The 23177-nt window shown below is 70.9% G+C and carries 26 protein-coding genes; 14 read left to right on the top strand and 12 right to left on the bottom strand.

All coding sequences use genetic code 11. From position 1 onward, the window contains the following. Positions 1 to 145: 145 nt before the first annotated feature. The 3 genes from cobF to CLV43_RS29760 form a co-directional block, all read right to left on the bottom strand. The gene (cobF, locus tag CLV43_RS29765) at positions 146 to 901 is read right to left on the bottom strand and encodes a precorrin-6A synthase (deacetylating) (protein WP_106191121.1); all 756 of its coding nucleotides are present in this window, start codon (positions 899 to 901) and stop codon (positions 146 to 148) included. 22 nt (positions 902 to 923) lie between these two features. Next, positions 924 to 1124 (bottom strand): hypothetical protein, encoded by a 201-nt coding sequence (locus tag CLV43_RS47250; protein WP_146174957.1) that lies wholly within the window; start codon positions 1122 to 1124, stop codon positions 924 to 926. Positions 1125 to 1242: 118 nt separating this feature from the next. Beyond that, positions 1243 to 2418, bottom strand: a complete 1176-nt coding sequence (locus CLV43_RS29760) for an AI-2E family transporter (protein ID WP_106191119.1) — start codon at positions 2416 to 2418, stop codon at positions 1243 to 1245. Between the two features lie 113 nt (positions 2419 to 2531). On the opposite strand from CLV43_RS29760, the gene CLV43_RS29755 reads away from it, so the two are divergent. Further along, positions 2532 to 3341, top strand: coding sequence for a dioxygenase family protein (locus CLV43_RS29755; RefSeq protein WP_106191117.1), 810 nt, complete (start codon positions 2532 to 2534; stop codon positions 3339 to 3341). 571 nt (positions 3342 to 3912) lie between these two features. Here the strand turns inward: CLV43_RS29755 and CLV43_RS29750 are convergent. Continuing rightward, the gene (locus tag CLV43_RS29750; protein WP_106191116.1) at positions 3913 to 4617 is read right to left on the bottom strand and encodes a VIT1/CCC1 transporter family protein; all 705 of its coding nucleotides are present in this window, start codon (positions 4615 to 4617) and stop codon (positions 3913 to 3915) included. Between the two features lie 44 nt (positions 4618 to 4661). Continuing rightward, positions 4662 to 5216, bottom strand: coding sequence for a hypothetical protein (locus CLV43_RS29745; RefSeq protein ID WP_106191114.1), 555 nt, complete (start codon positions 5214 to 5216; stop codon positions 4662 to 4664). A gap of 29 nt (positions 5217 to 5245) precedes the next feature. Here CLV43_RS29745 and CLV43_RS29740 point away from each other — a divergent pair, with 29 nt between their 5' ends. The 3 genes from CLV43_RS29740 to CLV43_RS29730 all read left to right on the top strand — a co-directional run bounded on the left by CLV43_RS29740 (position 5246) and on the right by CLV43_RS29730 (position 8088). After that, a complete protein-coding gene (locus CLV43_RS29740; RefSeq protein ID WP_106191112.1) occupies positions 5246 to 5926 on the top strand; it encodes a response regulator transcription factor in 681 nt (226 codons plus the stop codon). Then, on the top strand, positions 5923 to 7209 hold the full coding sequence (locus CLV43_RS29735) for a HAMP domain-containing sensor histidine kinase (RefSeq protein WP_106191111.1): 1287 nt from the start codon (positions 5923 to 5925) through the stop codon (positions 7207 to 7209). The genes CLV43_RS29740 and CLV43_RS29735 overlap by 4 nt, the downstream gene beginning before the upstream one ends. 252 nt (positions 7210 to 7461) lie before the next feature. After that, a complete protein-coding gene (locus CLV43_RS29730; RefSeq protein WP_106191425.1) occupies positions 7462 to 8088 on the top strand; it encodes a CAP domain-containing protein in 627 nt (208 codons plus the stop codon). Positions 8089 to 8235: 147 nt separating this feature from the next. Here CLV43_RS29730 and CLV43_RS29725 read toward each other — a convergent pair whose 3' ends face one another. Both CLV43_RS29725 and CLV43_RS29720 read right to left on the bottom strand, forming a co-directional pair. Next, on the bottom strand, positions 8236 to 9150 hold the full coding sequence (locus CLV43_RS29725; RefSeq protein ID WP_106191110.1) for a phosphotransferase: 915 nt from the start codon (positions 9148 to 9150) through the stop codon (positions 8236 to 8238). A gap of 529 nt (positions 9151 to 9679) precedes the next feature. After that, the gene (locus tag CLV43_RS29720) at positions 9680 to 10165 is read right to left on the bottom strand and encodes an Lrp/AsnC family transcriptional regulator (RefSeq protein ID WP_106191109.1); all 486 of its coding nucleotides are present in this window, start codon (positions 10163 to 10165) and stop codon (positions 9680 to 9682) included. Between the two features lie 114 nt (positions 10166 to 10279). Here CLV43_RS29720 and pdhA point away from each other — a divergent pair, with 114 nt between their 5' ends. From pdhA to CLV43_RS29700, 4 genes are all read left to right on the top strand, one after another. After that, the gene (pdhA, locus tag CLV43_RS29715; RefSeq protein WP_106191107.1) at positions 10280 to 11371 is read left to right on the top strand and encodes a pyruvate dehydrogenase (acetyl-transferring) E1 component subunit alpha; all 1092 of its coding nucleotides are present in this window, start codon (positions 10280 to 10282) and stop codon (positions 11369 to 11371) included. Next, entirely contained in the window at positions 11368 to 12372 is a 1005-nt protein-coding gene (locus CLV43_RS29710) for an alpha-ketoacid dehydrogenase subunit beta (protein ID WP_106191105.1), read from the top strand. The genes pdhA and CLV43_RS29710 overlap by 4 nt, the downstream gene beginning before the upstream one ends. Continuing rightward, positions 12365 to 13564: a dihydrolipoamide acetyltransferase family protein gene (locus tag CLV43_RS29705; RefSeq protein WP_106191103.1), complete on the top strand. Its 1200-nt coding sequence runs from the start codon at positions 12365 to 12367 to the stop codon at positions 13562 to 13564. Before CLV43_RS29710 ends, CLV43_RS29705 begins: the two co-directional genes overlap by 8 nt. A 237-nt stretch (positions 13565 to 13801) precedes the next feature. Beyond that, positions 13802 to 14674, top strand: coding sequence for a DUF1963 domain-containing protein (locus tag CLV43_RS29700; RefSeq protein WP_106191102.1), 873 nt, complete (start codon positions 13802 to 13804; stop codon positions 14672 to 14674). A gap of 30 nt (positions 14675 to 14704) precedes the next feature. Here CLV43_RS29700 and CLV43_RS29695 read toward each other — a convergent pair whose 3' ends face one another. After that, positions 14705 to 15178, bottom strand: a complete 474-nt coding sequence (locus tag CLV43_RS29695) for an anthrone oxygenase family protein (protein ID WP_106191100.1) — start codon at positions 15176 to 15178, stop codon at positions 14705 to 14707. A gap of 80 nt (positions 15179 to 15258) precedes the next feature. On the opposite strand from CLV43_RS29695, the gene CLV43_RS29690 reads away from it, so the two are divergent. After that, entirely contained in the window at positions 15259 to 16203 is a 945-nt protein-coding gene (locus tag CLV43_RS29690) for an AraC family transcriptional regulator (protein ID WP_106191098.1), read from the top strand. Here CLV43_RS29690 and CLV43_RS29685 read toward each other — a convergent pair. Together CLV43_RS29685 and CLV43_RS29680 are read right to left on the bottom strand one after the other, a co-directional pair. Further along, positions 16179 to 16562 (bottom strand): DUF5313 family protein, encoded by a 384-nt coding sequence (locus tag CLV43_RS29685; protein WP_106191096.1) that lies wholly within the window; start codon positions 16560 to 16562, stop codon positions 16179 to 16181. The genes CLV43_RS29690 and CLV43_RS29685 overlap by 25 nt on opposite strands. Further along, positions 16559 to 16999, bottom strand: a complete 441-nt coding sequence (locus CLV43_RS29680; RefSeq protein WP_106191094.1) for a MarR family winged helix-turn-helix transcriptional regulator — start codon at positions 16997 to 16999, stop codon at positions 16559 to 16561. The genes CLV43_RS29685 and CLV43_RS29680 overlap by 4 nt, the downstream gene beginning before the upstream one ends. 81 nt (positions 17000 to 17080) lie before the next feature. Between CLV43_RS29680 and CLV43_RS29675 the strand changes: the two genes are divergently transcribed. Together CLV43_RS29675 and CLV43_RS29670 are read left to right on the top strand one after the other, a co-directional pair. Beyond that, positions 17081 to 17590 (top strand): DUF2087 domain-containing protein, encoded by a 510-nt coding sequence (locus CLV43_RS29675; RefSeq protein ID WP_106191093.1) that lies wholly within the window; start codon positions 17081 to 17083, stop codon positions 17588 to 17590. 74 nt (positions 17591 to 17664) lie between these two features. Continuing rightward, positions 17665 to 18297, top strand: a complete 633-nt coding sequence (locus CLV43_RS29670; RefSeq protein WP_106191091.1) for a dihydrofolate reductase family protein — start codon at positions 17665 to 17667, stop codon at positions 18295 to 18297. 49 nt (positions 18298 to 18346) lie between these two features. On the opposite strand, the gene CLV43_RS29665 is transcribed toward CLV43_RS29670, so the two are convergent. Beyond that, complete coding sequence (locus tag CLV43_RS29665; protein ID WP_106191424.1) at positions 18347 to 18943, bottom strand: TetR/AcrR family transcriptional regulator; 597 nt, start codon at positions 18941 to 18943, stop codon at positions 18347 to 18349. 81 nt (positions 18944 to 19024) lie between these two features. Between CLV43_RS29665 and CLV43_RS29660 the strand changes: the two genes are divergently transcribed. Beyond that, positions 19025 to 20203: a thiolase family protein gene (locus CLV43_RS29660; protein WP_106191090.1), complete on the top strand. Its 1179-nt coding sequence runs from the start codon at positions 19025 to 19027 to the stop codon at positions 20201 to 20203. A gap of 625 nt (positions 20204 to 20828) precedes the next feature. Next, positions 20829 to 21686 (top strand): ATP phosphoribosyltransferase, encoded by an 858-nt coding sequence (gene hisG / locus CLV43_RS29655; RefSeq protein WP_170156083.1) that lies wholly within the window; start codon positions 20829 to 20831, stop codon positions 21684 to 21686. 7 nt (positions 21687 to 21693) lie between these two features. Here hisG and CLV43_RS29650 read toward each other — a convergent pair whose 3' ends face one another. Then, positions 21694 to 22254 (bottom strand): TIGR03086 family metal-binding protein, encoded by a 561-nt coding sequence (locus CLV43_RS29650; protein WP_106191088.1) that lies wholly within the window; start codon positions 22252 to 22254, stop codon positions 21694 to 21696. Positions 22255 to 22350: 96 nt separating this feature from the next. On the opposite strand from CLV43_RS29650, the gene CLV43_RS29645 reads away from it, so the two are divergent. Beyond that, on the top strand, positions 22351 to 23142 hold the full coding sequence (locus tag CLV43_RS29645) for a helix-turn-helix domain-containing protein (protein WP_245887081.1): 792 nt from the start codon (positions 22351 to 22353) through the stop codon (positions 23140 to 23142). Positions 23143 to 23177: the final 35 nt, after the last annotated feature.

Below are 23177 nucleotides of genomic sequence, written 5' to 3'. Positions count from 1 at the left end.
ATTCGTCGTTATGGCTCTAGTCCGTCCAGGGCTCGTGGGAAATCCCACCCCGTGTTGACAAGCTCCCGGCAGGTGGAACCGACACCCGTTCGGCCGAACGGCGCAGCGAACGGGTGTTCCGGCAGGTCCACCGGTGCGCGTGGTCCTAACGACGGCGCCTCAGCAGGTAGGTGTCCATGATCCAGCCCTTGCGCTCCCGAGCCTCCGCGCGGGTGGCCACGATCCGCTCGGCGACCTCGTGGACGGGGCCGGAGACGAGCAGCTCGTCCGGCGTGCCGACGTAGGCGCCCCAGTAGATGTCGACGTCCTGGTCGGCCACGCCGGTGAACGAGTTGTGCGCGTCCAGCATCACCACGACGTCGTCCACCCCGTCGGGGAAGCCCTCGGCGAGCCTGCGCCCGGTCGTGACCTGCACGGGGCGGCCCACCCGGTTCAGGCTGGTCCGGTGCTTCGCGACCAGCGCCTGGACGCTGGTGATGCCGGGGATGACCTCGTAGTCGAACTCCACGCCGCCGCGCGCCAGGATGTCCTCGACGATGGCCAGCGTGCTGTCGTAGAGGGCCGGGTCGCCCCACACGAGGAACGCGCCGGTCTGGCCGTCGGCCAGTTCGGCGCGGATCAGCTCCTCGCACACGTCCGCGCGCCGCCTGCGCCAGTCGTGCACGGCCTCGGCGTACGCGGGCGTGCTCCGGTCCCGTTCCGGGTCGCGCGCCTCGACCACGCGGTAGGCCCGGTCGACGTGCCGGTCCAGGATCTCCTGGCGGACGTCCACCAGGTCCTGCTTGACCTCGCCCTTGTCCAGGACGAAGAACACGTCGACGCGGTTGAGGGCCTTGACCGCCTGGATGGTCACGTAGTCGGGGTCGCCCGCTCCGATGCCGATGACGAGGATCTGCTTCACGGGCGCGAGTCTGCCAGTCGTCCTACCCCTGTTCGGCGATGGCGCCGCGCACGCACGCGGCCGCGGCGATCAGCAGCGTCGCGGCGAGGACCGCGGGCCACACCGTCGACGAGGTGATCGCGATGCCGATGTTCACCACTCCGGTGAGGGCGAACAGGACGGCGGGAAGCAGCCACGCGCTGTGATGGCCGTGACGAACGCGGTGGGTAACCGTCTGCTCCAACAAGTGGCACCTCCTGGTCCTGTGACACCCATATCGGCGAGGGTGCGAGCCGGGTTACCCCGTTCTCGTCCGATTCACTCCTGGATCCGACGAGTGGTCGTTTTCGCGAGCCGGACGGTCAGGCGCGGTCCAATCTGGGGAACAAAACCTCTCTGAGTAGCAGCAGCACCGCCGCTGCCAGCGGAATTGCGACGATTGCTCCGATTACGCCGAGGAGGGTGCCGCCGATGAGGACGGCCGCGACCGTGACGACGTCCGGGATCTCCACGACCCGACCCATCACCTTCGGCGAGAGGTAGTAGTTCTCGACCGTCTGGTACACGACGAAGAAGACGGCGGTCGCGATGCCTACGGGGAGTGACACCGTCAGTGCGATCAGGCTGACGACGACCGCGGCGATCGTGGCGCCGACGGCCGGGATGAGGTCCAGGATCATCACGCCGATGGCGAGCAGCAGCGCGTAGGGGACGCCGAAGACGATCAGCCAGACGAACGTCACGCCTCCCGCGATGAGCGAGATGAGCACGTTGCCCAGGACGTAGCCGCCGATCTTGGCGAACATCTGGTCGCCGATCAGGATCGCCCTCGGCCTGCGCGTGCTCGGCACGAACCGGTAGATCGTGCGGCGGATCGCCGGGAGGTTGCCCAGGAAGTACGCGGTCAGGATCAGCACGATGACGGTGTTGGTCAGCGCCCCGAACACCATCGCGCCCGCGCCCAGGATCCCGTTCATCAGGGTGTCCTGGTTCTTGGTCACCAGCTCCTGGACCCTGTTCTGCAGGTCGAAGCGGGTGTTCAGCTCGGTCAGCACCGACCCCTTCGAGGTCAGGTCCTTGAGGTACTCGGGCGCGTGGGCGGCGAACTGGGTCGCCTGGTCGACCAGCGGCGTGATCGCCATGACCAGGAACCCCACCAGGATCCCGACCAGGGTGAGCAGCACCGCCGACACCGCCAGCCCGCGCCGCCACCGGTGCTGCGCCAGCCACGACACGGCGGGTTCGAGCCCCACGGCCAGGAAGAACGCCAGCCCGATCATCACCAGCACGTCCCGCGTGCTCAGCAGGAGCTGCGACAGCCCGTAGGTCACCGCCACGCCCGCCGCGCCGATCATGCCGACGAAGAACGGCGACCTCCGGTTGAGCGGCCGACCGGGACGTCCCAGCGGCCGCTCGTCGCTGCTCATCTCCGCTGCCGCCGCCTCGGCGTCCGCGATCGGGCCCTCGGCCTCTTCCTCGTGCGGCTGCGCCACCAGGTCGTGGTGCGCCTCCGCGGCCTTGCTGTCCGGGTCCGCCATCTCGCCATGCCCCCAGGTCCGCCGTGTTGTCGCCGGATACCCGTCGACCTGCACAGGAAACGTACAGCCGGGACACAGCGCGCGAACGGGGTGAAGCGGCGAAAGTGGAGGTCATGAGCGGACACACACCTGACCACGACCGGGGCCTCGCCTTCGACCTGGCGACCCTGAACCGCCGTCGCGTCCTCGCCCTGTTCGGCGGCGCCGGACTCGCCACCCTCGTCGGCTGCGCCAGTGGCTCCACCGGTGCCGCCACCGCGACCTCCGGCACCACTTCCGCCGCGGCCTCCGCCTCCGCGACCGCCTGCGCCACCGAGATCCCCGACGAGACCGCCGGCCCCTATCCCGGCGACGGCACCAACGGCCCGAACGTCCTCACCGAGAGCGGCATCGTCCGCACCGACATCCGCTCCAGCTTCGGCGCCTCCTCGGGCACCGCCCAGGGCGTGCCGCTGACCATCGCGCTCACCGTGCAGAAGGACTGCAAGGCCTACACCGGCGCCGCCGTGTACCTGTGGCACTGCGACCGCGACGGCAACTACTCGATGTACTCCAAGGGCGTCACCGACCAGAACTACCTGCGCGGCGTCCAGGAGGCCGACGCGGACGGCAAGGTCACCTTCACCACCGTCTTCCCCGCCGCCTACTCCGGCCGCTGGCCCCACGCCCACTTCGAGGTCTACCCGACCCTCTCCGAGGCCACCAGGGCGGGCGACCCCGTCAAGACCACCCAGCTCGCCTTCCCGAAGGACGTCTGCGACACCGTCTACGCCACCGACGGCTACACCGCCAGCATCCGCAACCTCGCGTCGACCTCATTGGACTCCGACATGGTCTTCGCCGACGGCCACGACACCCAACTGGCCACCGTCACCGGCACCCCCACCACCGGCTACACCGCGACCTTGCTCGTCACCCTCTAGCCGTAGCGCACCATCACCCCCATGATCATGCGCCAAGCGACCGCCACCGACCTAGACTCCCTGGTAGCCCTGCGCTTCGCCACCGCCGAGGCCCACATCGCCTTGGAACCGCAGGTCTACCGCCCACCCGACCGACACGCCGTCCTCACCCACGCCACCCCACCCCGATGGGCGCAGCCCGCCAGCGCGCATCCGGCGCGAAGCGCCTGGGGCCTTGTCCGCCGCGAAGCAAGGATGCTCTGTCCGACGCGCAGTGCGGATGCTTTGTCCAACGCGCAGCGAGGATGCCTCGTCCGACGGCGAAGCCGAGGATGCAGTGTCGGGCGGAGCCCGATGCCCGAGTCGGACGGAGTCCGATGCTGGCGAAGCCAGACTCCCCCTCTGCCCCCGATCCACAGCGCCCTCCTGCTTGATCTTGCTTGTCAAGACAGCTTCACCGTCTTGACAAGCAAGATCAAGCATTGAGACAATCGCGCGCCGGGGGCCGGGCTTCCCCGGAGGGTGAGAGGGCCGAAAGCCAAACTCGCAGGGCGGGACGGCCGCAACCCAACTTCACCAGCGCCACCCCCCCTCACCCCACAGTCACCCCAAACAACACCCCGATGTAATAAGTCACCACCATCGTCACCGCCCCCACCACCACATTCCTCACCACAGCCCTCCGAACCCCTCCACCCCCCACCCACGCACTGACCACCCCAGTCCCCACCAACCCCACCAACACCGCCACCACGCACGTCCACACACGCCACGAAGTCGGCGGCGCGGTGATCGCCACCACCGGCACCAGCGCCCCCACCGCGAACGACACCAACGACGCCCCCGCCGCCTGCCACGGACTGGTCAGTTCGTCCGGATCGATGCCCAACTCGGCCTCGGCGTGCGCCCGCAACGGGTCCGCGCGCGTCAGCTCCCGCGCCACCTGCGCCGCCAGCTCCGCCGACAGCCCCTTGTCCTGGTAGATCCCGGCGAGCTCCTGCTCCTCCTCGACCGGCATCTCCCGCAGTTCCTGCCGCTCCAGCGCCAGCGCCGCCTGCTCGGTGTCGCGCTGAGTGCTCACCGACACGTACTCCCCGCCCGCCATCGACAGCGACCCCGCGACCAGTCCCGCCACCCCGGCCGCGAGGATCGCCGTCCGGTCCGTCGTCGCACCGGCCACCCCGACGACGAGTCCGGCGGTCGACACGATCCCGTCGTTCGCGCCCAGCACCCCCGCCCGCAACCAGTTCAACCTGCCCGCGAGGCCGTCGTGATGGGGTTCACCGGGGTGCGCCATGCCGCGATCACATCACGAACGCGTCCGGTCGGCCGCTCGGGCCGTCAGCCGGTCTCGGTGATCTTCCAGCGGGGGCCGTCCTGCCAGTTCGCCTCGAGCTTCGACTTCTCCGCCGAGCTCTGGAACTCGACCACCAGCGACGTGCCCGTCGGCTGCTGGACCGACACCGCGAAACCCTGGCGGGGGGTGGCGGAGATGGTCTGGACGGAGTCCGCGGTGAAGCGGACGGCGACCTCGCCGCCGTCGAGCTGGAAGCTGCGGACGTAGACCTGCTTGCCGTTCTCCTCCGACCAGCTGCCCTCCGTGGACGCCAGCCGTGCGGGCGTCGAGGGGTTGGTGGAGGAGACCGCGGAGGAGGACGGGGTGCTGCTGGTGGTGCTGGGCGCGGACGTGACCGAGGAGGGCGGTGGCGGGCTGGAGGGGCGGGTGGTGGTCGCGGTGGTGGTGGCGCTGCTGGTCTCCAGGGTGCGGCCGGTCACCACCTGGGGGCGTTGCTGCACGCCCGCGTCGAGCACCGAGCGCACGCCCAGCCAGGACAGCGCCACGGCGACCGCCGTCGACGCGAGCCAGGCCGCGATGTACCGGATGCCATGTGCCACGGGTTGCATCCTGCCAGTACCGTCCTCCCATGCCTTCGGTGCTGCTCGTCGAGGACGATCCGGTCGTGCGCTCGGCCGTGACCAGAGCCCTCACCGCACTCGGCAACGCGGTCACCCCCGTCGGGACCGCGCTGGACGCGTTGCGGGAGATCACGTCGGGGACGTTCGACGTGGTCGTGCTGGACCTGGGTCTGCCGGACATGGACGGCGGCGACGCGCTGCGCATGATGCGCGGCGTGTGCGACGTGCCCGTGATCGTGGCGACCGCCCGCGACGACGAGACCGAGATCGTGCGGTTGCTGAACGCGGGCGCGGACGACTACCTCGTGAAGCCGTTCTCCAGCGACCACCTGGCCGCGCGGTTGGCCGCCGTGCTGCGCCGGGCCCGGCGCGACGACGCGCACGAGCCGTTGCGGGTCGGCGAGCTGGTGGTGGACCTGGAACGCCGCGAGGCCGCGCTGAGCGGCCGGGTGCTCGCGTTGACGCGCAAGGAGTTCGACCTCCTCGCGTACCTGGCCGCCCGCGAGGGCAAGGTCGTGCCGCGCGGCGAGCTGCTGGCGAACCTGTGGAACATGCCCGGCAACCAGGACGACCAGACGCTGGACGTCCACCTGTCCTGGCTGCGCCGCAAGCTCGGTGAGCGCGCGGCGGCGCCCCGTTACCTGCACACCGTCCGCGGTGTCGGGTTCAAGCTCACGGCGGCTGGGTGAGACGCTCGCTCGCGCTGGTCGCCCTCGCGGTCACCTCCATGATCGCGTTGGCGTTCCTCATCCCCTTGGCGCTGGTCGTGGCGCAGCTCGCCGAGGACCGCGCACTCGCCGACGCCGAACGCCAGGCCGTGGCCCTCACCCCGGTCCTGGTCATCACCAACGAGCCGAAGGCCATCGAACAGGCGCTCGCCAGCACGCAGTTCGGCGGCGCGGGCCGCATCGCGGTGCACTTGCCCAGCGGGCAGGTGCTCGGGTTCGTGAAGTCGACCCCCGAGCAGCTCGCGACCGCGAAGGAGGAGGGCAAGTCGTTCACCGCCTCGGTGTCCGACGGCCGCGTCTACCTCCAGCCCGTGGTGCTCGACCGCGGCCGGGTGGCCGTCGTCGAGGCGTTCATCCCGGAGGCGGACCTGTCCAGGGGGGTCGAGTCGGCGTGGCTCGCGCTGTCCGGGGTGGCGATCGTGCTGGTCCTCGGGTCGGTGCTGGTCGCCGACCGGCTGGGCGCGCGGGTCGTGAGCGCCGCGCAGGCGCTGGCCGACGGCGCGCGGAAGATGGAGCAGGGCGACCTGACCGCGCGCGTGGAGCCGACCGGGCCGCCGGAGCTGGTCGAGGCCGGTGGCGCGTTCAACCGGATGGCCGCACGGATAGGCCAACTGGTCGCATCCGAACGTGAAGTGCTCGCCGATCTTTCGCACCGCCTCCGCACCCCGTTGACGGCATTGCGTCTCGATTCCGAAACCCTCGGCACCGACAGCAGCGCCAATCGCGTGCGGCAGGCCGTGCACGCGTTGGAGCGCGAGGTGAACGAGCTCATCCGCGCGGCCCGCCGTGAGCTGACGGACCCGGACAGCAACCGGTGCGACGCCGCTCTCGTCGTGCAGGACCGGTTGGTCTTCTGGTCGGCGCTGGCCGACGACCAGCAGCGCCTGTGGAACCTGCGCGGCACCGAGAAGCGGGCCATGGTCGGGCTCGCGCGGTCCGACCTCGCGGCCGCGATGGACGCCGTGATCGGCAACATCTTCCGGCACACCCCGGAGGGCACGAACTTCGTCGTCGCGCTGTTCCACCAGGCGGAGCGCGTGGTCATCGTGATCGAGGACGCCGGTCCCGGCATCCCGGACACCGAGGCCGCGCTGCGCAGGGGCGTGAGCGGGGCGGGGTCGACCGGGCTGGGCATGGACATCGTCCGGCGCGCGGCCGAGGCGACCGGCGGGTCGCTGCGGATCGACCGGGGGCCGCTGGGCGGCACCAGGGTCCAGCTGCGGCTCGTCCGGCTGCCGGATTAGGTCAAGTCGCCTTTTCTTTTCCTGATGTGAACATTAAATGTTCCATAAATAAATGCTCCTTGACATTGTTTCGAATGCGGCTAGTGTTTTGCGTGGCCATTAATTCGTCACTTGCCGCAGAAGAGGACGCTCGCTGTGCCACGCACCACGACTGCCGTTCGCTCGTTCCTCCTGGTCGCCAGCACCGTGTTGCTGGTCGCCGGCTGCGAAGGCGGTGGCACCGTCGCAGCGGGTGGCGGTGGTGGTGGTTGGGTGACCCAGACCCCCAGTCCCACGACGGCCACCTCGCCGTCGTCCCCGGACGCCCTGACCGGCCCCAGCTCCTCCTCGCCGTCCGGCAGCTCCAGCGCGCCCAGCAGTTCCAGCGCGGTCTCCTCGGCTCCACCGACGACGACCACCACCGAGACCTCGACGACCACGCCCGCGCCCCAGGCCCCGCCGCAGACGACGGAGAAGCCCGCCGACCCACCCGCACCTCCCGCCCCGACGCCCACCGAGGCCGACGCGCAGGAGGCGAAGGTCGTCGAGCTCACCAACAAGGAGCGCTCCAACGCCGGGTGCGCCCCGCTGGTCGCCGACAAGCGGCTCGGCACCTCCGCCCGCGGGCACAGCCAGGACATGGCGAACCAGAACTACTTCGACCACGTCTCCAAGGACGGCCGCACGTTCGTCGACCGCATCAAGGCCGCCGGCTACCCGAGTCCCGGCGCGGAGAACATCGCCGCCGGCCAGCAGACCCCGGCCGACGTGATGAAGAGCTGGATGGAGTCGCCGGGGCACCGCGCGAACATCCTCAACTGCGGACTGAAGGCGCTCGGTGTCGGCGTGGCCAAGGGCGGCTCGTTCGGCATCTACTGGACCCAGAACTTCGGCTGGTAGCCGTTTCCCGCCCGGACCTCCGGGCTTGAGGCTCAGGCACCCGGGACCCTGCATCTCGGGTGCCTGACCTGTTTCTGCCCTGTTTGCTGGGGCCCGGTTCGCTGCTGCCTGGTTCGTTGCTGCCTGGTTTCTGGGGCAGGCATCGCGTCAGTGTTCGTCGAGCAGTTCGCGGATCCAGGAGAGCGTCGAGGTGGCCTGGGCGCGTTGGAACGCGCGGAGGGTCGGTAGGCCGGGTGGTGCGGGGAGCCGGGCGCCGTCGGTGAAGAAGCCGGCGAGGCCGGCCAGGACGCCGATGGCGTCCGCGCGGTCCACGTCGAGGCGGTCCAGGAGCCTGGTGGTGTCGTGGCCGCCGTGCAGGCGGACGTTGACGAGTGTCAGCAGGGAGTCCATCCACGCCGGTCCGCGGCAGGCCCACGGCCAGTCGACGATGGTCACGCTGTCGTCGGGGCCCAGGAGGATGTTGTCGGCGCGGATGTCGGTGTGGACGAGGGTGTCACCGGTGAGGGCTGCCAGGCCGTGGTCGGCGAGTGCGCGCAGGTCGTCCAGGTGGGTGTTGGTCCACGGGTCCAGAGTGGTCGGTTTTTCGACGACTCGGTGCCAGCCTTGGAAGTCCTCCTGGAGGCGTTCGGCGGTGGTTTCCAGGGTGGGGGACGGGGTCGTCGTTCTCGCCATCTCTGTGAGTGCTGTGAGGACCAGGGTCAGTTCTTCTTGTGTCCACGGGGTTTTGGGGTGGCGGCCTTCGATGTCCTCGAGGACCAGGACGACCCAGTCGCCGTCGTCGTGGGAGCCGAGGAGGTGAGGGGCGGGGACGGTGGAGGGGAGGGTGCTGGTGGCGAGGATCTCGCGGCGGTGCAGGGCGGGGGAGTGGGCGTTCTGGGCTGTGCTGACGGCTTTGACGAACGCGCGGAGGCCGGTGGAGGTGGTGACGCGGTCGGCTGTGCCGGGGGAGAAGCCGCCTTGTTGGGAGACGGCGGTGGTGACGGTGTCGCCGAGGATGGATTCGACGGTGGAGCGGATGTGGAGGGGGAGGTCGGGCCAGGTGATCCTGGTGGTGGGGGGCATGGTGGGGTTTCTGGTTGGGGGGTGTGGGTTTGGTGGGGTTGTCGGACCTCTTGAGTACCTTGTGTATTGGGGGGTCTTCTGGGTTGGGGGACCCTTGGTTTGGGGTGTTCGTGAGGGGGTTCACCCCGGCTCGCCGAGTGTTCTATGCCCACTCCTGCTTGTCAAGACGGTAGGGCTGTCTTGACAAGCAGGAGTGGGCATAGAGATGGCTTTCTCGTCGGGGTGTGCGGGGGGGAAGGGTGGGTTTCCGAGGGCATCAGGCTGCGCCTGACAGGACATCGGCTGGCGCCGACCGGGCAATCCTCGCTGCGCGTCGGACAAGGCGGGCGGGCGCTCCGCGCCGGTTGGGGGTGGCGGGCTGCGCCCCGTTGGGGGGTCCTCGCTACGCGTCGGACGGGCATCCTTGCTGCGCTTTGGACAAGGCGGTGGGGCGCTTCGCGTCGGATGCGCGGTAGCGGGCTTGGTCCGGCGGGTAAACCTCGGTTTCGTTTGGGGGTCTTCACGAGTGGGGGACCTGGGGTTGGGGTTGTCAGGTTGTGGGGGTGTGTAGTTCGTCGAGGATCAGCACTGTGTGGCTGGAAGTGACGTCTGGCATGGTTTGCAGGCGGTTGAGGACGAGGTCGCGGAGGCTGTGGGCGTCGGGGGCGCGGACGAGGAGGACCAGGTCGTAGTCGCCTGAGACGAGGGCGCCGTGCCAGACCTCGGGGATTTCCTGGATGCGTCTGCGGACGGCTTTCCAGGAGTGCTGGCTGATCTTGAGGTAGACGTAGGCGGAGATGCCGAAGCCGTAGCGTTCCGGGTCGATGTCGGCGCTGTAGCCGGTGATGACGCCGTCGCGGTGCAGGCGGTCGACCCTGGAGTAGGCGCCGGCGCGGGAGATGTGCAGGCGTTCGGCGAGGGTGCGCATGGAGAGGCGGCCGTCGGTGCGGAGCTCTTCGACGATGCGGCGGTCGGTGTCGTCCAAGGGGTCCAGACGTCCAGGGGTGGGGGCCTTGGCGCGTGGCTTGGTGGGCATGTGGCCAACGATATGTGCTGGTGGGAGCCGTTCGTCCAGGAAAACGCCCGAGAACTAGAACATTGGCTGTGAGCCAGTTCACCATGGGCCTTCCCAGGGTCGAGGAGGACACCGATGGTGCGCACCAGCCTGCCCGCGCGGGAGCGTTCACTGCTGCCGACCGACGAGCCGTTGTCGTTGTTGACGAAGACCGGTGAGCCGGTGGCGGACCCGGTGCTGGAGATGCCGGGGGACGACGTGCTGCTGGAGCTGCACCGCAAGATGGTGGTGGGGCGGCGGTTCGACACGCAGGCGACGGCGTTGACGCGGCAGGGACGGCTGGCGGTGTACCCGTCGTCGCGTGGCCAGGAGGCGTGCGAGGTGGGGGCGGTGCTGGCCCTGCGGGAGCAGGACTGGTTGTTCCCGACCTACCGCGACTCGGTGGCGCTGGTGACCAGGGGAGTGCCGGCGGGGGAGACGTTGACGCTGCTGCAGGGCGGGTGGCACCTGGGGTACGACCCGTACGAGCACCGGGTGGGGCCGCAGTGCACGCCGTTGGCGACGAACACCCTGCACGCGGTGGGCCTGGCGCAGGCGGCGTCGCTCAAGGGCGAGGACACCGTGGCGCTGGTGCTGGTCGGCGACGGCGCGACGAGCGAGGGCGACACGCACGAGGCCTTGAACTTCGCCGGGGTGTGGAAGGCGCCGGTGGTGTTCCTGGTGCAGAACAACGGTTACGCGATCAGCGTGCCGATGAGCAAGCAGAACGCCGCGCCCTCGTTGGCGCACAAGGGAGTCGGCTACGGGGTGCCGTCGGTGCTGGTCGACGGCAACGACCCGGCCGCGGTGTACGCGGTGGTGCGCGACGCGGTCCGCACGGCCGCCGAGGGCGGGGGCCCGACATTGGTCGAGGCGCTGACCTACCGGGTCGAGGCGCACACCAACGCCGACGACGCGACCCGCTACCGCGACGCCGACGAGGTGGCGGCGTGGCTGGACCGCGACCCGGTGGACCGGATCGAGAGCCACCTGGCGGCGAAGGGCCTGCTGGACGACGCGCGGCGCGCGGCCGTCGCGCAGGAGGCGGAGGCGTTCGCCGCGTCGGTCCGCGAGGTGATGAACACCGACGTCGAGGTCGACCCGGCGGAGCTGTTCGCGCACGTGTACGCCCAGCCGACCAGCCACCTCCAGGAGCAGGCGGCGATGCTCGCGGAGGAGCTGGCATGAGCGCGCTGTCCATGTCCGGCGCGCTGAACCGCGCCCTCGCGGACGCGCTGGAGGCGGACGACCGGGTGCTCGTGTTCGGCGAGGACGTCGGCCCGCTCGGCGGCGTCTTCCGGATCACCGACGGGCTGGCCGCGCGGTTCGGCGACCGGCGGGTGTTCGACACCCCGCTGGCCGAGTCCGGCATCGTCGGCACGGCGATCGGCATGGCCATGAACGGGATGCGGCCCGTGGTGGAGATGCAGTTCGACGCGTTCGCCTACCCGGCGTTCGAGCAGATCACCAGCCACCTGGCCAAGATGCGCAACCGCACCCGCGGCAAGGTCGAGGTGCCCGTGGTCATCCGCATCCCCTACGGCGGCGGCATCGGCGGCGTCGAGCACCACTGCGACTCGTCGGAGGCCTACTACACGCACACGTCCGGCCTGCGCGTCGTCACGCCCGGCACCCCGCAGGACGCCTACGACCTGCTGCGCGACGCGATCGACTCGCCGGACCCGGTGATCTTCCTCGAACCCAAGCGGCGCTACTGGTCCAAGGGCGAGGTCACGCCCGGCGCGGACCGGGTCGGGTTCGACCGCGCGGTCGTGCGCAGGCCCGGCCGGGACGTCACGCTGATCGCCTACGGCCCGATGGTCGCGACGGCACTGGAGACCGCCGAGGCCGCGACCGAGGAGGGCTGGGACGTCGAGGTCGTCGACCTGCGCAGCCTGTCGCCGTTCGACGACGAGACCGTGTGCGCGTCGGTGCGGCGCACCGGGCGCGCGGTCGTCGTGCACGAGGCGTCCGGGTTCGGCGGGTACGGCGCGGAGGTCGTCGCACGGGTCACCGAGCGCTGCTTCCACCACCTGCACGCGCCCGTGCTGCGGGTGACCGGGTTCGACATCCCCTACCCGCCGCCGAAGCTGGAGGAGCACCACCTGCCCGGCGTGGACCGGATCCTGGACGCGATCGGCCGCCTGCAGTGGGACGACGAGGTCGTGGGGGCTGGTCGCGGTGCCTGACTTCCTGCTGCCCGACCTCGGCGAGGGCCTGACCGAGGGCGAGATCGTCACGTGGCTGGTGTCGGTGGGGGACAAGGTGTCCGTCGACCAGCCCGTGGTCGAGGTGGAGACCGCGAAGGCGGTCGTCGAGGTGCCGTGCCCGTTCGAGGGCGTCGTCACGGCCACGCACGGCAAGGCGGGCGAGTCGCTGGCCGTCGGCGCGGTGCTGCTGACGGTCGGCGGGGACGAGGGGTTCCAGGAGCCCGGTGTGGTCGTGCCCGAGCAGGGCAGCGGCAACGTGCTGATCGGCTACGGCACGTCGGAGGCCCCGCGCAGGCGCCGCCGCGCACGGGCGGCGCAGGTCATGACGTCGGCGCCGGTCGTGACGGCGCGGCCCGGCGTCATCTCGCCGCTGGTCCGGCGGCTGGCACGGGAGAACGGCGTCGACCTCGACCGGGTCACCGGCACCGGGCCGTCCGGCATCATCCGCCGCCACGACGTCGAGCAGGAGCTGGCGAAGCGCGCGGCCACCGCCCCCGCCGCGGAAGGGCGCCGGATCCCGTTGAAGGGACTGCGCAAGACCGTCGCGGACAAGCTCTCCACGTCCCGCCGGGAGATCCCCGAGGCGACCGTGTGGGTGGATGTCGACGCCACCGCGTTCCTGGAGGCGCGCGCCGCGCTCAAGGACGTCGGCCTGCTGGCGCTGCTGGCCCGGTTCACCGTGCTGGGGCTCAGGAAGTTCCCCGAGCTGAACTCCCGCGTCGAGGGCGACGAGATCGTCGTGCTGGACCGGGTGCACCTCGGGTTCGCCGCGCAGACCGACCGCGGCCTGGTCGTGCCGGTCGTGCGGGACGCCCAGGAGCTGACCGCGAGCGCGTTGTCGGCGGCACTGGCCGAGCGCACGGCGGCGGCCAGGGCTGGCAGGCTCGCCCCCGCCGACCTGACCGGCGGCACCTTCACGGTCAACAACTACGGCGTGTTCGGCGTGGACGGCTCGGCCGCGATCATCAACCACCCGGAGGCCGCGATCCTCGGCATGGGCCGGATCATCGACCGGCCGTGGGTGGTGGACGGGCAGCTCGCGGTGCGCAAGGTGTGCGAGCTGACGCTGGCGTTCGACCACCGCGTCTGCGACGGCGCCACCGCGGGCGGGTTCCTGCGGTACGTCGCCGACTGCGTCGAGTCGCCGATCACCGCGCTGGGCGACCTCTAGGGCGTGTGTCGAAGTCCGTGTTCGCGGTAGCCGGGCCTGAGGCGGCCCCTGGGGGCACGGCCGACTGGCCCGCATACAACAGCGGCATGCGGGCCAGTCGGCCGCACCGCCAGGAACCACCTCAGGCGCGACTCCCATCGAACGAGACTTCGACACACGCCCTAGTCCAGCAGGCCCCCGAGTCCTGGACTCCGGGGGAGAGGGAGCGCTTCCACCGATCTGCGATCATGCTCCGCCATGCAGCGATATGAGCGGTTTCGTGGTGCGGCGGTCGATCTGGGCATCCCGCGGGACGAGGTCGACAAGTTCGCCCACCAGCTCCGGTTCGCGATCTGGGCGGGGCCGAGCGGTGCCGGGGACCGGGTCGTCGGGCAGTTCGGAGGGCTTCCCCGGCTCCCGGTGGGCGTGGCGTGGCCGGGTGACCCCCTGCCGTTCATCGGCTCCGTCGACTGCGCGGCCCTGCCTCGGGCCGATGGACTCGACCTGCCGGAAGACGGCTCGCTGCTGTTCTTCCTGCACCACGAGGAGGACATGGAGGAACACCCCACCACCGAGTTCTCCCGAGTCCTGCACGTCCCGGCGGGCACGGAGACGGAGGTGGCCCCACCGCCGCCCGGCCACGACACCAGGACGTCCTTCCACGAGGAGGTCCCGTTCCTCCTCCCCGAGCACGCGCTCGCCGCGTGGGTGCGACCGGTGCTGCCGGAGTGGATCGTCGACCGCGACGCAGACTCCGAGGCGGACTCCGTGAAGCGGTTGTACGACGAGCTGAAGCACGTCGACGGGTTGTGCGCGCTCGTCGAGGACCTCTGGCCGGACCAGGACCGCTCCTGCACGCTTCGCCTCGGCGGGTACGGCCGCGGGATCGGCGGCCAGGACGACCCGTGGACGCAGATGGCGTTCGACGACCTCGACGGCCGCGGCACGGCGAGGGAGGAGCTGTTCCGCCTGCTGCCCGAGGAGGCGCACCGGTTGACCCGTGACTGGGTGCCGCTGGCCCAGTTCCCCACGGCGAGCGAGTTCTACCACGGGTGCTTCCTGATCGGCCCGGACGACCTCGCCGCGCGGCGCTTCGACCGGATGCGGTCGTTCACCATGTTCACCGAGTAGGGATCACCACCGCACCGGGCACGTGCCCGTCTAGACGCGCAGAGCCCAGGCGAGGCAGGCGAAACCGGCCGTGGACGTCAGGGTGCGCACGAGGTTCCACGGGACCCAGGTGGTCTCGAACCGCGTGCGCACCGCGGCCAGGTCGGTGATCGCCGCCGGGTCGCCCGCGGCGTCGAGCGCGTTGTTCAACGGGATGTTGACCGCGGCCGTCACGGCGATCGCGGCCAGGTAGAGCACCGCGCCCGCCAGCACCCAGCCGAACCCGGCGCGGCCGAGGTGCAGGAACGCCGCCAGCACCCCCAGCACGGCCGCGCCCAGGAACGCGAGCAGGAACCACCCGTTGACGATCGCGACGTTGACCCGCTGCATCGCGTCGACGAACGTCCGGTCGTCCGCGCCCTTGAGCGCGGGCATGACCGAGCAGGTGTAGGCGAAGAAGAGGCCCGCCATGAGGCCGGTGGTGAGGGTGGCCCCGACCAGCGAGGCGCCGCGCAACGTGTCCATGCGCCGAGTGTCGGCGGGTCGGCGCGCCCGGACCATCGTCGAGGCGCTCACCGCTGTGCGCGTCCGTCTACGCTGGTCGGGTGGACGCACTGGCGGGGCTCCTGGACGGTCCGCGCGCCCGCGGCGCGTTCCTCCTGCGCACCGTCCTAGACCCGCCGTGGTCGGTCCGCATCCAGGACGAGGCGCCGCTCACCGTCGTGTCGGTGGTGCGCGGGCACGCCTGGATCGTGCACGACACCGGCACCCCGGTGCGCCTGGCCGCGGGTGACGTCGCCGTGGTCCTCGGCCCCGACCCATACACCGTCGCCGACGACCCGACCACCCCGCCGCTGGCCGTGATCCACCCCGGCCAGCGCTGCGAGACCCCCGACGGCCGCGGCCTGGCGCAGGAGATGGCGCTCGGCGTCCGCACCTGGGGCACCGACCCCGACGGCGCGATGGTCATGCTCACCGGCGCGTACCCGATGCGCGGCGAGATCGGCCGACGGCTGCTCGACGCCCTGCCGCGGTTGCTGGTGCTCGCCGAGGGCGACTGGGACTGCCCGGTGGTCCCGTTGCTGGCGGCCGAGATCGTGAAGGACGACCCCGGCCAGGAGGTCGTCCTGGACCGCCTCCTCGACCTGCTGCTGATCGCCGTGCTGCGCGCCTGGTTCGCCCGCTCCGACGCCCCGCCCTGGTACCGCGCGCTGGGCGACCCGGTCGTCGGGCAGGCCGTGCGGCTGCTGCACCACGACCCCGCGCACCCGTGGACCGTCGCCGGGCTGGCCGCGAAGACGGGCGTGTCCCGCGCGGCGCTGGCCCGGCGGTTCACCGAGCTGGTCGGCGAGCCCCCGATGGCGTTCCTCACCGGGTGGCGGCTCGCGCTGGCCGCGGACCTGCTCCGCGAGTCCGACGCCACCGTCGGCGCCGTCGCCCGGCAGGTCGGCTACGGCAGCCCGTTCGCGCTGAGCACCGCGTTCAAGCGCGAACACGGGGTCAGCCCGCAGGAGTACCGGACCGGTCAGCTCCGCCAGGTCGAGTTGTAGCGGTCTTCCTCGTCCTTGTCGTGGTGGCTCCGGCGGTACTCGCCCGCCGACCCGCGCGGGTACCCGTACTTCGTCACCCGGTTCTCCACGCTCTCCGCCGCGTACGACAGCGAGAAGTACACCCCGACGATCAGCCCGATCCCGCCGCACGCCACGGCCAGCCCGACGGGCGAGCCGAGCGCCAGCACGAGGACCAGGGCGATGGCCAGGCTCAGCGGCAGCACCTGGAGCAGCGCGCGGACGGTGAACCGGACCAGCCAGTCCTTCCTGGTCACGTCGGCGAACACCCACTCGCGGTAGCGCCGCGGCAGCCTCCCGCCGAGCAGGTACCACAGGTGCAGGAACGGGTTCGGTGTCATGACGACTCCTGGTGTGCCGCGGCGATCACGCGGGTGAGCGAGCTGTGCAGGGTCCGCAGCTCGTCCAGGCCCATGTCGAGCCTGGAGACGATCGCGGGCGGGATCTTCAACGCCTCGTCGCGCAACGCCCGTCCGGCGGGCGTCAACGTCACCGCGAGCGCGCGTTCGTCGCCGCGGTCGCGGTCGCGGGTGAGGTAGCCGGCGGCCTCGAGGCGCTTGAGCAGGGGCGAGAGGGTGCCGGGGTCCAGCCGCAGCAGGCGGCAGAGCTCCTTGCCGGACAACGGGTCGCGCTGCCACAGGGCGAGCATCACGAGGTACTGCGGGTGCGTGAGGCCCATCGGTTCCAGCAGTGGCTTGTAGACGGCCACGACCCCGCGCGCCGCGATCGACAGCGCGAAGCAGACCTGGTTCTCCAGCGCCAGCGGGTCCTCTTCCATGTGGTTAGCGTACCAAAGATTGGTACACCAAGTAAAAATTGGAGTGTGACCCCGGACGCGCATGGGGTTAGCTCGACTCCCATGACGCCCGAACTGCTCGTCGGCCTGCTCGCCGAACCGGACCGCCTCCGCGTCGTGGCCGCCGTCGTCCTCGGCGCCCGCACGCCGTCCGAGATCGCCACCGCCGCCGCGCTGGACGCCCGCGTGGTGGTCAAGGCGCTGGGGAGGCTGGAGGCGGGTGGTCTGGTGTCGTCGCGCCCGGACGGCGTCGTGCTGCACGCGGAGCTGTTCAAGGAGGTGGCGGCCTCGGCGGTGGCGCCCGCCGTCGAGCACGAGGACCAGGTGCTGCGCACGTTCGTCCGCGGCGGCAGGCTGGTCCGCTTCCCGGCGCAGGAGACCAAGCGGCGCACCGTGCTGGAGCACGTCGCCGACTCGTTCGAGCCGGGCCGCCGCTACCCGGAGTCCGAGGTCAACGCGACGCTGGTCGCCTGGTGCGAGGGCGGGGAGGCCGACCACGTGACGTTGCGCCGGTACCTGGTCGACGCCGGTCTGCTGCTCCGCGACGCCGGGCTGTACTGGCGGGCCGTCTGAGGCCGCGATGAGTTTCCCGGCGCCCTCGGGTCTACCTCCCGACCGCTGACCACCCCCACCGCCGGGAGCACCCCATGGGCCTCGTCCACCTCGAGCTGTTCACGACCCTCGACCTCGTCGCGCAGGCGCCCGGCGGCCCCGACGAGGACTCGCCGGAGTTCCCGTTCAGCGGCTGGCAGGTGCCGATGCTGGGCGAGATCGACGGGGCCGGGATCGACACCGGGCACGAGGGCATGGACGCCCTCCTGCTCGGCCGGAAGACCTACGACGTGTTCGCCGGCTTCTGGCCGCACCAGGAAGACGGCCCGATCGGCGAGACCGCGGTCCGGTTCAACAAGGTCCCGAAGTACGTGGCCTCCCGCGGCACCCCCGACCTCGCCTGGAGCTCCTCGACCCACCTCGGCCCGGACCTGGTGGCCGCCGTCCGCGAGATCCGCGACCGGCACGAGCACGTGAAGGTCATCGGCAGCCTCGACCTCGCGCAGACCCTGCTGCGCGAGAAGCTCGTGGACCGCCTCGACCTCCTGGTGCACCCGATCGTGCTCGGCGTCGGCAGGAAGGTGTTCGACGACGGCGCGGTGCCCACGAACCTGGCGCTCCTCGCGCCGCCGGTGGCGGGCCCGATGGGTGCGGTGTACCTGCGCTACGGGCTGGTCGACGGCACGCCGGGGACGGGGGACATGAGCGCACCCGATCCCGGCGTCTGAGGCCGGACTCCCGCTGTCGTCGGCGGCGGGTCCACCCGGACCCGCCGCACTAGCTCTTGCGGATCCCGTCGAACGCCACGCGGCACACCGCGTCGGCCAGGTCGACGTGGTCGGAGCCCTTGCGCGGGCGGTACCACTCGGTCAGCGAGTTGACCATGCCGAACAGCAGCCGCGCCACCGTCGCGGGCTCCAGGCCCTCGCGCACGTCGCCCTCGGACTCGGCCTGCTTGACCAGGTCCGTGACGAGGTGGTCGAACTCGCGCCGCCGCGCGAGCGCCGCCCGTTCGACCTTCGTGTTGCCGCGCACCCGCAGCAGGAGCGTGACGAAAGGCAGCTGCTCGACCAGCACGGCCACGCTGCCGCGCAGCACGTGCTCCAGCCGGTCGATCGCCCGGCCCGGCACGTCCTCGATCTCCGCCACCACCGCGAACAGCCCGTCCAGCGCCCGGTCCACCGCCAGCCGCAGCAGCTCGTCCTTGCTCGGCACGTGGTAGTAGATCGCCGACTTCGTGATGCCCAGCTTCCGCGCCAGGTCCTCCATGCTCGTGCCGTCGTAGCCGCGCTCGTTGAACAGCTTCACGGCCACCTGGAGGAGCGACTCCAGGTCGTAGCCGGGACGGCCGCGACGGACGGGCTTCGTGGTCATGGTCGGCATTGTCGCCCAGGTCTCGTTTCCTGACCGAACGGACGGTGGATAATGAGTGCCCTGCCGAGGAAGGGAACCCTGATGCCCGAGGTCTACCTGGTCGACGGAGTCCGCACCGCCCAAGGCCGCTACGGCGGGGCGCTCGCCCAGGTCCGCCCCGACGACCTTGCCGCGCTGGTGGTCGCGGAGGTGCTGCGGCGCACGGGTGTGCCGGGCGACGCCGTCGACGAGGTGGTGCTGGGCGCGGCCAACCAGGCGGGTGAGGACAACCGCAACGTGGCCCGCATGGCCGTGCTGCTCGCCGGGCTCCCGCAGGAGGTGCCCGGTTACACCGTGAACCGCTTGTGCGCCAGCGGGTTGACCGCCGTCGCCTCCGCCGCCCAGGCCATCCGCGCTGGCGAGGCCGACGTGGTCGTCGCGGGCGGCGTCGAGTCCATGACCCGCGCCCCCTGGGTCATGGCCAAGCCCGGCACCCCCTGGGCCAAGCCCGGCGAGGTGTCCGACACGTCGCTGGGCTGGCGCTTCACCAACCCGCGCTTCGACGCGGGCACCACGTTGTCCATGGGCGAGACCGCCGAGGAGGTCGCCGCCCTGGACGGCATCACCAGGGCCGAGTCCGACGCCTTCGCCCTGCGCTCCCACGACCGCGCCGTCGCCGCCGCCGACGCGGGCCGGTTCAGCCCCGAGATCGTCCCGGTGCCGGTGAAGGGCGGCGTGTTCGAGGTCGACGAAGGACCCCGGCGCGGCAGCACGCTGGAGAAGCTGGCCTCGTTGAAGACCGTCTTCCGCGACGGCGGCGTCGTCACCGCGGGCTCCTCCTCCCCGCTGTCCGACGGCGCCAGCGCACTTGTCCTCGCCAGCGAGGAAGCCGTCCGCCGCCACGACCTCACCCCCCGCGCCCGCATCGTCGCCGGCGCCGGCGCCGGCGTCTCCCCGCACCTCATGGGCCTGGGCCCCGTACCCGCCACGGAGAAGGTGCTGGCACGCACCGGCTGGCGCACCGACCAGCTGGACGCCGTCGAACTCAACGAAGCCTTCGCCGTCCAAAGCCTCGCCGTCTTCCGCCGCCTGAAACTCGACGAGGAGAAGGTCAACGCCGACGGCGGCGCCATCGCCCTCGGCCACCCCCTCGGCGCCTCCGGCGCCCGCCTCCTGGTCACCCTGCTGGGACGCCTCGAACGCGACCACACCTCCCGCGGCCTGGCCACGCTCTGCGTAGGCGTAGGCCAAGGCGTCTCGATGCTGATCGAACGGGTGTAGCAAGAGAAGCACCACGAACCCGCTGGCACGCAAGACAACCACGGCGAACCCGCCGGCAAGCAGGACAAGCACGGCGAACCCACTGACACGCAGGACAACCACGCCAGACCCGCTGGCACAGGACCAGCACACCCAACCCGCTGGTACCAGCACCAGTACACCCAACCCGCTGGTACCAGCACCAGCACCAGCACACTGAACCCGCTGGTACGCAACAAAAGCACGCAAGCGTGGTCGATTTTACTTGGGGTTTTTGGGCCTACAATGAGTCGGCGGGCAGGCTCTACCACCTGCCCTTTTTCGCCCGACGAGGCCCAAAAAGAGGGGCCCCAAGTCAAATCGACCACACCCACCCACGCAACCACCCCCTGGAACCACCCTCCACTGTCCGACCAGCACAACGAGCAGCCAGACCAGCACGACGAAGGATCCCCGGCACAGCCGATCCTCAGCCCCCGGCACCCCAGCCCCGACGATCCCCCCAACACGATCACCGGACCCCTCCCACCTGCCCCACCACCACCATGCACGGAGGGTGAGACCGGTCAGTCCGTCCACCCACACGAACCCCACCGGTGTGGATTGTGGAATGCCGGATGCCTTGTGCGACCATTGGATCATGACTCTGCTTCGTGTCGCGGTACCGAACAAGGGTTCTTTGAGTGCCGCTGCCATGCAGTTGTTGACCGACGCCGGTTATCAACTGCACCGCAACAATCGCGAGCTTTCGATGCTCGATCGCGCGAACGGGGTGGAATTCTTCTTCCAGCGCCCGAAGGACATCGCCGTCTACGTGGGAAGTGGTGCCCTCGACGTCGGCATCACCGGCCGCGACCTGCTGATGGACTCGGGCGAGGCCGCCAAGGAAATCCTGCCGCTGGGCTTCGCCAAGTCGAAGTTCCGGTTCGCCGCCAAGCCGGGCGGCGTCTCCGACGTCGCCGCGCTCGACGGTCGGCGGGTGGCGACGAGCTACCCCACCCTGGTCGGGAAGTACCTGGTCGGACGGGGTGTGACCGCCAACCTGGTCAAGCTCGAGGGCGCCGTGGAGAACGCCGTGAAGCTCGGGCTCGCCGACGCGGTGGCCGACGTCGTGGAGACGGGGACGTCCCTGCGCAACGCGGGCCTGGTCGCGTTCGGCGAGCCCATCCTGGCCTCGGAGGCGGTGCTCGCCCGCACGGAAGGCGGAAAGTTGTCACCCGAGTTGGAGGTCGCCGTAGAGGTACTGGTCCAGCGCTTGCAAGGCGTGCTGCACGCGCGGGAATTCGTGTTGATCGATTACGTCTGCCGCACCGACGTGGTGGACCGCGCGTGCGAATTGACCCCTGGTCGCGAATCGCCGACGTTGTCACCACTGGCGAAAGAAGGGTGGGTGGCCGTGCGTTCCCTCGTCGAGCGCCAGGGAATTCAGCGGCGCATGGACGAGCTGACGAAGATCGGCGCCGAGGCGATTCTCGTGACGAAATTGGAAGCCTGCCGGATCTGACACGCTGTTACGGCTTCCACCGCGGATCGCGCCCGGTCAACCCGAGCACCCGGTCCACCGTGGACGCCCCGTCGGGCACGACGACCTCCGCGCCGTACACCCCCATGGCGCGGCCCTGGTCCGCGGTCTTCGCCACCTCGCCGAGGGCGAACTCCAGGACGTCGTCGTCCCACTCCGGGTGCTGCCCGCTCGCCCGAGCGAGGTCCCAGCCGTGCACCAGCACCTCCACGAGCACCATCCCGCCCACCAGGTCGGCGGGCATCTCCGTCGGCCCGCCCATGTGCGTCGTGCCCTGCCACGCGCCGTCGTCGCCCCACGCCACGACGAGGTCGTCCAGCACCGCCTCCAGCTCGGCCGTCCAGTCGTCGCCGACGCGCACGCCCTCCCTCGGCGGCACCCCTTCCTTGCGCCCGGCACCGGCCAGCGCCGGTCCCCACGTCAGCATGTGCTCCACCAGCGCGCGCACGTCGAACTCGGCGCACGGCGTCGGCGCGTCCAGCTCCCGCACGCCCCGCACCACCCCCACCGTCGTCGAAACCGCGCCGCCGACCAGCGATCCCCGTGCCATCCGCCGTGCTCCTCACCCGTTCGTCGTCGTTGCGCCGTCACCGTAGGGGCGCGTCGCGGGGGGTGTCTTGGACTAACGCGACACTAGGATCGGCTGGTGGCCGACCGGGACGTCCGGGAACTGGGTGGTGCGTGGGCGAGCTTCCAGCACCACTCGTTCCCCGAGCCCGCGCCGGACCTGGCGCCGTTCGTCGACCACTTCTGGGCCGTCACCTGGGACCTGACCGGGCAGCCGCCGTACCGCCAGCTGGTCGTGCCGAACCCGACCGTGCAGCTGTCCTTCCGCGCCGGTGGCGCCGAGGTGCACGGCGTTGGCCGCCGGTCCGGCTTCAAGGTGCTCGACGGCGTGGGCCGGGTGTTCGGCGTGGCCTTCCGGCCCGGCTGCTTCCGGCCGTTCCTCGGGAGGCCCGCGTCCACGATCACCGACCGCGTGCTGGCCGCGGCCGACCTGTTCCCGGACGTGCCCGCGCGGGCGATGGCCGAGGCACCCGACGAGGCCGCGCAAGTGCTGGTGGCGCAGGACTTCCTGCGCTCGGTGCGCCCGGAGCGGGACCCGACCGCCGAGCACGTCGCGGACGTCGTGGCGCTGGTCGCCGCCGAGCCGGGGATCACGCGGGTCGACGTGCTCGCCGAACGCCTCGACACGCACGTCCGCTCGGTGCAGCGGCTGTTCGCCGAGTACGTCGGAGTCGGCCCGAAGTGGGTGATCCGCCGGTACCGGCTGCGCGAGGTGACCGACCGGATGGCCCGTTCCGGTGCCGTGGACTGGGCCGGTGTGGCCGCTGAGCTGGGGTACGCGGACCAGGCGCACCTGGCCCGCGACTTCACCGCGATGGTCGGTGAGTCACCGACCCGTTACGCCGCGAGGTATCCCGCACCACCTGCTTGACTGGACCATTGGCAACGGTGTTCCATAACGAGGTT

This window comes from Umezawaea tangerina, from assembly GCF_003002815.1.
Lineage (GTDB): Bacteria > Actinomycetota > Actinomycetes > Mycobacteriales > Pseudonocardiaceae > Umezawaea > Umezawaea tangerina.
This window is presented reverse-complemented; position numbering and strand designations above follow the sequence as displayed.